6 protein-coding genes and 2 tRNA genes are annotated in these 6,695 nt (G+C 39.7%); 2 read left to right on the top strand and 6 right to left on the bottom strand.

Features of this window, described 5'->3' with window-relative positions:
- Positions 1 to 6: 6 nt before the first annotated feature.
- The 6 genes from ACTRWE_RS15525 to ACTRWE_RS15500 all read right to left on the bottom strand — a co-directional run bounded on the left by ACTRWE_RS15525 (position 7) and on the right by ACTRWE_RS15500 (position 4,714).
- Positions 7 to 80 (bottom strand) — tRNA-Cys (locus ACTRWE_RS15525).
- A 28-nt stretch (positions 81 to 108) separates the two neighbouring features.
- Positions 109 to 184: transfer RNA gene (locus ACTRWE_RS15520), tRNA-Gly, on the bottom strand.
- Positions 185 to 323: 139 nt separating this feature from the next.
- Positions 324 to 869 (bottom strand): CDP-diacylglycerol--glycerol-3-phosphate 3-phosphatidyltransferase, encoded by a 546-nt coding sequence (gene pgsA / locus ACTRWE_RS15515; protein ID WP_013464594.1) that lies wholly within the window; start codon positions 867 to 869, stop codon positions 324 to 326.
- A gap of 42 nt (positions 870 to 911) precedes the next feature.
- The gene (gene uvrC, locus ACTRWE_RS15510) at positions 912 to 2,735 is read right to left on the bottom strand and encodes an excinuclease ABC subunit UvrC (protein ID WP_462880289.1); all 1,824 of its coding nucleotides are present in this window, start codon (positions 2,733 to 2,735) and stop codon (positions 912 to 914) included.
- A 9-nt stretch (positions 2,736 to 2,744) separates the two neighbouring features.
- On the bottom strand, positions 2,745 to 3,395 hold the full coding sequence (gene uvrY, locus ACTRWE_RS15505; RefSeq protein WP_016899482.1) for a UvrY/SirA/GacA family response regulator transcription factor: 651 nt from the start codon (positions 3,393 to 3,395) through the stop codon (positions 2,745 to 2,747).
- Positions 3,396 to 3,562: 167 nt separating this feature from the next.
- Positions 3,563 to 4,714: a dicarboxylate/amino acid:cation symporter gene (locus ACTRWE_RS15500; protein WP_016899481.1), complete on the bottom strand. Its 1,152-nt coding sequence runs from the start codon at positions 4,712 to 4,714 to the stop codon at positions 3,563 to 3,565.
- A 377-nt stretch (positions 4,715 to 5,091) separates the two neighbouring features.
- Here ACTRWE_RS15500 and cysK point away from each other — a divergent pair, with 377 nt between their 5' ends.
- Positions 5,092 to 6,060, top strand: a complete 969-nt coding sequence (gene cysK / locus ACTRWE_RS15495; RefSeq protein ID WP_028835324.1) for a cysteine synthase A — start codon at positions 5,092 to 5,094, stop codon at positions 6,058 to 6,060.
- A 145-nt stretch (positions 6,061 to 6,205) separates the two neighbouring features.
- Positions 6,206 to 6,655, top strand: coding sequence for a hypothetical protein (locus ACTRWE_RS15490; RefSeq protein WP_013464590.1), 450 nt, complete (start codon positions 6,206 to 6,208; stop codon positions 6,653 to 6,655).
- Positions 6,656 to 6,695 lie beyond the last annotated feature (40 nt).

Below are 6,695 nucleotides of genomic sequence, written 5' to 3'. Positions count from 1 at the left end.
GTTGATTGGAGGCGGAACCCGGAGTCGAACCGGGGTAAACGGATTTGCAATCCGGTGCATGGCCACTCTGCCATTCCGCCTCAATACTAGGTTAGCTTTAAGATAAACTGGAGCGGCACACGAGGCTCGAACTCGTGACCTCGACCTTGGCAAGGTCGCGCTCTACCAACTGAGCTAGTGCCGCTTTGTTTATCTAGGGGGCTATGCCCTCTCAACACGGACGCATTCTACAGAGATTATTAAACGCGTCAACACAAAAAATGCTACTTTTGAACTGTTTGATTATTTTTTATCTAAAATGGTGCGTTATTAGACGTTTACAATCAATTTTTGGTCAATTCTGCCCATGCTGCAACTAAATATTGCACCATAGAACTGAGCGTTAAAAACGTCGCTATATAAAGTAAGCCATAGCTTAAATACATCATCCAGGTATCGTACTGCCAAATTAGGCCAATAATGGCTAACATTTGCGCTGCGGTTTTTAACTTACCCATATCGGATACAGCTACATTGCCGCGTTTGCCTTGCTCAGCCATCCATTCTCGTAGCGCCGATATAACAATTTCACGGCTTATAATAATAAGTGCAGGAATAGTCATATACAAAGATTGATAATGCTCAGATAAAGCAACCAAGGCAGCGCACACCATTACTTTATCAGCAACAGGGTCTAAAAACGCACCAAAAGGCGTTGATTGTTCAAGCTTACGCGCTAAATAGCCATCGAGTATGTCAGTGATTGAAGCAAGCCAAAAAATAAAGGCAGCAACAAAGAATGCCCATGAATAAGGCATATAAAATATCACCAAAAAAATGGGGATAAGAAAGAGTCTAAACGTTGTGAGTGTGTTTGGAATATTCCACATAACTACTTGGATATGTCTTTTTTTCTATATTCGCACATAGGGCTAGCCCTTGTCATGCAAATGGTTAAATATCTTCTCAGCCATGTCAGGACTGATCCCAGGAACTTTCTTTAGCTGTTCTATATTAGCAGCTTTTACGCCTTGCATGCCCCCTAAATATTTTAATAATGTTTGTCGACGCTTTGAACCAACGCCATCTATTTCTTCTAATAGCGACTGAGTTCGCTGTTTTTGACGCTTATTCCGATGTCCTGCAATAGCAAAGCGATGCGACTCATCGCGAATATGCTGAATTAAATGCAGTGCGGGTGCATCAGAATCCATAGGAATAGTTTTACGCCCACCGTCAATAAGTAAAGTTTCAAGGCCTGGTTTACGGCTAGTGCCTTTTGCAACCCCAACTAATAGTGGCATTTTTGCATGCGGCCAGTTTTCAAAGTATTGTTCTGCCCTACCTAATTGGCCTTTACCACCATCGATAAAAATAACATCAGGAATTTTATCTTCATCCACTAACTTGTTATAACGTTTGTTTAGTGCAAATTCCATAGCGGCGTAATCGTCGCCACCGGTTATGCCCGTGACGTTGTAACGACGATATTCTTTATTGTTAGGCCCTTGAGAATCAAAGACAACACAACTGGCCACGGTGTTTTCGCCCATGGTGTGGCTGATATCAAAACATTCCATGCGATTAATGTCATCAAGACGCAAGGTAGCCTTTAATTGAGCATAACGCTTGTTTATAGAGTCTTGAGTGCTTTGCTTAACCGTAATACTATTTAATGCGTTTTTATTGGCTAACTGTAAGTACTGTGCTCGCTCACCACGAGTAACCACTTTAAGCGATACTTTACGTTCACTAATTTGAGTTAGTGCTTCGCTGAGCGCATCACTTTCTTCAATTTCAAATGGTAAGATGATTTCTTTGGCAATGCGCCCTGTTGCTCCCGGCGCTAAGTAATATTGGCCTAAGAAAGAGGTTAAGATTTCCTGCTCCTGTGAGTCTTTAGGCACCTTTGGAAAATAAGTTTTACTACCCAGCACTTTATGATCGCGGATCATTAATAGATGAATCCCATTTAAGCCATTTAAATGGGCAAAACCTACAACATCCATTTCAGCAAAATTACCTGAGATAGACTGCTGCTCCTGCATTTTACGCAATAGCATAATTTGGTCGCGAACTTTAGCTGCGAGTTCAAAATTAAGCTGCTCACTGGCTTTTTCCATTTTAGCGATAAGATCGGCTATTACTTCATGGGATTTACCGGTTAAAAATTTACGGACATAATCCACTTGCTGCGCGTATTCATCTTCAGAGACTTTATTAACACACGGCGCAGAGCAACGTTTTAATTGGTATTGCAAGCATGGCCGACTACGCGCACGGTAGTAAGCGTCTTCACATTGACGTACCGGAAATATTTTTTGCATTAAGCGCAAACTTTCTGATACGGCTCCAGCGCTTGGAAACGGGCCAAAATATTCGCCTTTTACTTTTCTGCTACCACGATGAAAGGCTAAACGAGGGTGCTTATGATTCGTGAGTAATATGTACGGGTACGATTTATCATCACGTAACAGAATATTATAACGTGGCTGATATCTCTTAATGAGGTTATTTTCAAGCAGAAGCGCTTCTGTTTCTGTATTAGTAAGTGTGACTTCAATATTACAAATATTACTCACTAAAACACGGGTTTTGCTGTCGGTAATGTTGCTGCGAAAGTAACTGCTCACCCGCTTTTTTAAACTTTTAGCTTTACCGACATAAATAACTTGGTTGTCATTATCGAGCATGCGATAAACGCCAGGCTCACTCGATAATGTTTTTAAAAACTGGGCATGATCAAATTCAGACATATATATCGACTAGTAAGAGATATCTATATCAATCATTTTGTAACGTATGGCTAAATGAGTAAGCTCTACATCGCCCCCTACGTTAAGCTTTTCAAACATACGATAGCGATAGCTGTTTACTGTTTTAGAGCTTAAATTTAAGCGCTCAGCAATATCCTGTGCTTTTTCACCTTTGGTGATCATCAGCATAATTTGCAGTTCACGCTCAGACAAACTTTGAAATGGGTTTTCATCAGTTCGCCCAGTAACCTGCGCAAGCGCAATTTGCTGTGCTATTTCTGGCGCAATATAACGTTGCCCTGCATGCACGCAACGTATAGCACGCACCATTTCATCAGATCCTGCCCCCTTGGTTAAAAAACCATGAGCACCAATTTGCATAACCTTGCTCGGAAATGGGTCTTCACAATTAACTGTAAGCACAATAATTTTTACATCGGGACAATAACGGCAAATCTTTTTAGTTGCCTCAAGCCCGCCCATACCAGGCATGTTCATATCCATTAATACTATATTTGGCGCATGTTGACGACAAAACTGTACAGCCTCTTCGCCTGTTTTAGCTTCACCTATTACTTTAAAACCACGTATGTCATCAAGAATACGTCTGATCCCTGTGCGCACAAGTTCATGGTCATCAACTAAAAGTACGTTAATCAATGGAACACCCTCACTAGCCTAATAAGATGCAAGTTAACAAAATTAATTTTCAACATTAGCATAGATACGACGAAACCATAACTAATATTATGCTTTCGCCGTCGGTCGCTATGACCCAGTATTGTCAAAGCGTATTTACCTATCGTAGGTAAATACACCATAGTGATTTAAGCTGAGGCTTTTTCACTAAAACGGTCTACCCACAAAGCAATGATACCGTCGCCAGTTACATTACACGCAGTGCCGAAGCTATCTTGTGCAAGGTACAGCGCAATCATTAGTGCCACTGCACCTTCGTTGAAACCAAGCATACTAGTTAGTAAACCTAACGCCGACATTACCGCGCCACCTGGGGCACCTGGTGCAGCAATCATAACCACACCTAGCATCATAATGAATGGCAGCATAGCCATTAGTGAAGGTACTTCCATGCTAGGCGATAAAAACATCACAGCCATAGCACAGGTAACTATTGTAATTGTTGAACCTGATAGATGAATAGTGGCACATAATGGGACTGTAAAGTTAGCTACATCTTCTTTAACATTATTTGCTTTACTTGATTGCAAAGAGACTGGAATAGTTGCCGCGCTCGACATGGTTCCTAATGCAGTAAAGTACGCAGGTAGCATGTTTTTAATTAGCTCAATAGGATTACGCTTAAGTAATAGGCCCGATACAATATAAAGCACACTCAACCATAACCAATGCATCACTAATGCGGCAATGAGTACTACACCAAAGGCCTGTAATGTATCAACAACGGTACCTGCCACGGTCATTTCAGCAAACACACCCGCAATGTAAAACGGTAATGCTGGGATAATTACTTTAGCAAGTAAACCATCTATAATATCGCGCCCTTGATCAGACACCGTTTTTAATGTGTCTAAACCTAGCTGGCTCATACCAATACCAAATACAAATGCTGTGACTAAAGCAGTCATTACACCCATTAATGGTGGAATTTCTAAGTCAATAAAGCTACCTACCTCGGTGACTGCTTCAGCTTCAAATGAAATTCCACCGCTTAGGAACGGAATAATCGCTGTGACTAATAAAAACGCTAAGGTACCGGCAATAATTGTTGAGCCGTAAGCAAAACCAACCGTTTTTCCCAGTAAATGCCCTGACCCTTTAGGAAGCCCGGCAATCCCAGAGGCAATAAAAAACAAAATAATCAGTGGAATTGTAAAACTAATAAGCTGGCCAATAAGCTCTTTTACTGTGTATAAAAGCTCAACGCCAGTTAAGGGAATATAGAGTCCGACTAAAATACCGGCCACAATACCGGCAATTAATTTTAAGATTAACTTCATGGTGATTACTTTATTGAATTTAGATAATGTGTTTTTATCATGTTTTGAATAGTTTGTGTCAATAAACTGTTCAACCGCAGTTCATTTGCACAATTAACCAACAAAATATAAGTATGTAGTGTTGATTTGTTTAAATAACGACTACATAAACAAAAAATACAGTACAAAGTTAAAAACGAACAAATGGCTTCAAGTTCACCTTTTTAATAACTAAAAAAATAACAGGTTGAGTTTTTAGTTCAATCCGTTATAAGCGGAATTAATATATGTTATAGCCAAAGCTTACTTTAACTTTTTTTATCTCACAGTAAAGTAGGCTTATAAAGTTAACAGACTAACTGTTAATGTGTTGATCAGATTGTACCTAAAGGAACATTATGTCTACTATTTTTGAAGATAACTCACTAAGCATCGGTAACACACCGTTGGTAAAACTTAACCGTGTTACAGGTGGGAATGTATACGCTAAAGTTGAGTCGCGTAACCCAAGCTTTAGTATTAAATGCCGTATTGGTGCATCGATGATTTGGGAAGCTGAAAAATCAGGTCAACTTACCAAAGATAAAGAGCTTATAGAGCCAACATCAGGTAACACGGGCATTGCACTGGCATTTGTAGCAGCCTCACGCGGCTACAAATTAACGCTTACAATGCCAAACACCATGAGCTTAGAACGTCGTAAGCTATTAAAAGCACTCGGTGCTAATCTTGTACTAACAGACGGTGCTAAAGGTATGAACGGTGCTATTGCTAAGGCCAAAGAAATTCAAGCATCAGCCCCTGAAAAGTTTATTTTATTACAACAATTTGAAAACCCTGCAAACCCTAAAATTCACTTTGAAACAACTGGCCCAGAAATCTTTGATGCACTTGATGGCAAAATCGATTTCTTTGTTGCAGGCGTTGGTACTGGTGGAACTATCACAGGTGTAAGCCGTTATCTTAAAAAAGAAAAAGGCTTAAATGTAAAATCAATCGCTGTAGAGCCAAGCCACTCTCCGGTAATTAGCCAAACACTTGCTGGTGAAGAAGTAAAACCTGGGCCACATAAGATTCAAGGTATTGGTGCAGGCTTTATTCCTGGGAATTTAGACCTATCAATAATTGATGGTGTAGAGCAAGTCTCTAATGAAGAATGTATCGCAATGTGTCATGAACTAATGAAAAAAGAAGGGATTTTAGTTGGTATTTCATCAGGTGCAGCTGTGGTTGCAGCGAAACGTATTGCTGAACGTCCTGAAAATGCAGATAAAAATATTGTGGTTATTTTGCCAAGTGCAACAGAGCGTTACTTATCAAGCCCGATGTTTGACGAAGAGTTTAGCGAACAAGAGCTTGTGCAATAATCAAGCGTTCTGATTAAAAAAGGATGTTTTTTAACATCCTTTTTTATTGCTTTTTTAATAAGTTACTATCTATTTAGTCCACTCCTCTTTACATCTTCTCCATTCCATCACACACTTTATGTATAAGTAATCAACCTGACCAAATATGAAAACAATTTTAACCATTTTTGTGCTCATTTTTAGTATTTTGATCGTTGGCTGTAATGAAAATACTAAACCTAAAGAGCAGTACATTGACAATGATCGTCCAGGCGACACTGCTACTGTGTATTTTGATGCGCTTTATAACCAGCATAACTTGCAAAAAGCCAGCGATTTCGCAACACCTAAATTAGCCCGCATAATGAAATCGTATGGGACGGCAAAACAGTTTGCCCGTAGTCTTATTAATTTACAGTACGATGAAGTTGTGATTGAAATTGATATGTCAAATTCAAGCCTGCGAGAACAGTATGGCAATCAAGCTAAAATAAACATCGTGTTTACCGGTTATTTTAATGGTAAAAAAATCGATGATTTCCGCAGCATTGAAATGCTTAAAATAAAAGGTAAGTGGTACGTAGATAAAATCATCGCCGATCCTTACGGGCGCTGATCAGTCATTCAGAGCCTTAGTAACGATAACCGTATATTCG

Source organism: Pseudoalteromonas sp. G5_S1_54_S4, from assembly GCF_054968565.1.
Note: the sequence above shows the minus strand (reverse complement) of the source record. Positions and strands in the feature narration are given on the sequence as shown.

Coding starts and splice junctions, on each gene's coding strand:
- cysK (WP_028835324.1), top strand. CDS start 5,092: ATGTCTACTATTTTTGAAGATAACTCACTAAGCATCGGTAACACACCG.
- ACTRWE_RS15490 (WP_013464590.1), top strand. CDS start 6,206: ATGAAAACAATTTTAACCATTTTTGTGCTCATTTTTAGTATTTTGATC.
- ACTRWE_RS15500 (WP_016899481.1), bottom strand. CDS start 4,714: ATGAAGTTAATCTTAAAATTAATTGCCGGTATTGTGGCCGGTATTTTA.
- uvrC (WP_462880289.1), bottom strand. CDS start 2,735: ATGTCTGAATTTGATCATGCCCAGTTTTTAAAAACATTATCGAGTGAG.
- pgsA (WP_013464594.1), bottom strand. CDS start 869: ATGTGGAATATTCCAAACACACTCACAACGTTTAGACTCTTTCTTATC.